2 protein-coding genes are annotated in these 1,748 nt (G+C 67.2%); both read right to left on the bottom strand.

What is annotated here, in order from left to right; translation table 11 throughout:
- Positions 1-68: 68 nt before the first annotated feature.
- Complete coding sequence (locus L979_RS13015; protein WP_047692632.1) at positions 69-1,064, bottom strand: DNA-processing protein DprA; 996 nt, start codon at positions 1,062-1,064, stop codon at positions 69-71.
- A gap of 68 nt (positions 1,065-1,132) precedes the next feature.
- Positions 1,133-1,477 carry a hypothetical protein gene (locus tag L979_RS13010; RefSeq protein WP_047692633.1) on the bottom strand — a complete coding sequence of 115 codons (345 nt, stop codon included), beginning with the start codon at positions 1,475-1,477 and terminating at the stop codon, positions 1,133-1,135.
- Between the last annotated feature and the right edge of the window lie 271 nt (positions 1,478-1,748).

Raw genomic sequence — 1,748 nt, 5'->3', positions numbered from 1 at the left:
AGGGGCACAAAGAAGGGGCTCGCACCGTCCAACGGGATGGTGCGCGACCCCCCGACCTGCCGACCGGGCTACAGAGACCGTTCCGGCGGACCAGCCGCCGGCCCGATATGTTGCGCGAACTCGGCCGACAGCCCCGGAGGTTCGGTGGCGCGGTCGGCGATCAGTTCTTCAACGTCGGCATCGGAGGTGACCAGGCGTGCGTGGCCGGTGCGGAGCAGCTCGTGTGGACCGTGACTGGTGGCGCTGGTGACCGGCCTCGGCACTGCACCAACCTCGCGTCCGAGCTGGTGGGCTTCAGTCGCTACCCGCAGTGCCCCCGATCGTGCGCCGGCCTCCACGACCACCGTCGCCGCTGACATGGCTCCCAGCAGTCGGGAGCGGGCAAGGAACCGATGCCGTGTCGGCACCGCTCCGGGAGGAAGCTCGCTGACCAGCGCACCCACATCACCCACCCGATCCAACAAGTCATGGTGCCCGCTCGGGTAAGGGCGGTCCACACCACCCGCGAGCACCGCGATCGTGTCACCACCCGCCGCCAACACCGCACGGTGCACAGCAGCCTCGACACCATAAGCGCCACCAGCCACCAGCACACGCTCACGGTTCGCGAGGTCGCCAGCCAGCTCGCCCGCGACATGCTCCCCATACGCGGAGGCCGCCCGAGACCCCGTGACCGTCACCAAATCGCTCAACGGTCGCGCCAAGAATGACGCCGCGCCCTGCACGAACAGAACATAGGGAGCGCGGTCGCCCAGATCATCCAGCGCCCGAGGCCACTGCGCATCACCCGTAATCAGAGTGGCGTTCCCACTCTCCTCAAGCATGCGCAGCCCCTGGTCAGGCCCATCCAGCCTGCCCGGCGAGGTCAGGCGGTCACGCCACACCTGACCATCAACCCGGGCCAAACCCGGCACGGTCGTGATGGTGTCGAGCAGCCCGAGCGTCTCAACAGCGCCCACGCGGCGGAGCAACCCGCCCGTGACGGGATCATCGGGTTCCGCCAGCATTGCCAGCGCCACCCGGGCACGACGTCCATCAACACCAACACCAGCAACTCCAGACATGACGGCTCCTTCTCGACAGACTTCGCCGAGAAGGTGGGCAAGCGCAGCCCGTGAGCTTCGCGCGAGGGTCAGGCCATGTGTGCTGGCGAACGTGACAGCAGGCGCCGGTCGCGACGCTCAGCAGTGTGGGCTCGTACTAACAGCACTACGCTCACCGGGCCCATGACCAGGAACTTCAGCGCGTTCCAGATGCACATCAGCACCAGCAAGTGGAACCACCCGGGCGCACCGCGGCCGATGAGAATCGTCAGGATGTTCGCGACCGCGAGATACGGGATGGCCAGCAGCATCGCCGGCACGCCCCACTTCAGCCCCCGCCGCGTGCGGAGCCTGTCCAAGACGATGTTGGTCGGCATGTAGCGGTGCAGGAAGTCCCGCGTGTGGATGCTGGCGATCCAGATCAGGCGAAACATGAGCACAGTCCTCTCCTCGTCACCGGCGACAAGGAAACAAGAGGACCACTCCGACCGAAGCCATCAGGTCAACCACCGCATCCAACGGAGGGCCACGCAGGTAGAGGCCGCCTACAGGTAACCATACTGCCTGGCAGTCGCGAGGAAAGTGAACCCGCCGCTGTCGCGCGAGGACCGGGGTGTCCACGGCGGCGAGGCTCTCTCGGTGCCCGGTGCTCGCCGCTAAGCCTCGATCCACCGATCGGCCGTGTGCTGTGGGGGTCGCCTCGGA

Origin of the sequence: Kocuria sp. ZOR0020 (genome assembly GCF_000800955.1) — a bacterium.
Lineage (GTDB): Bacteria > Actinomycetota > Actinomycetes > Actinomycetales > Micrococcaceae > Kocuria > Kocuria subflava.
This window is presented reverse-complemented; position numbering and strand designations above follow the sequence as displayed.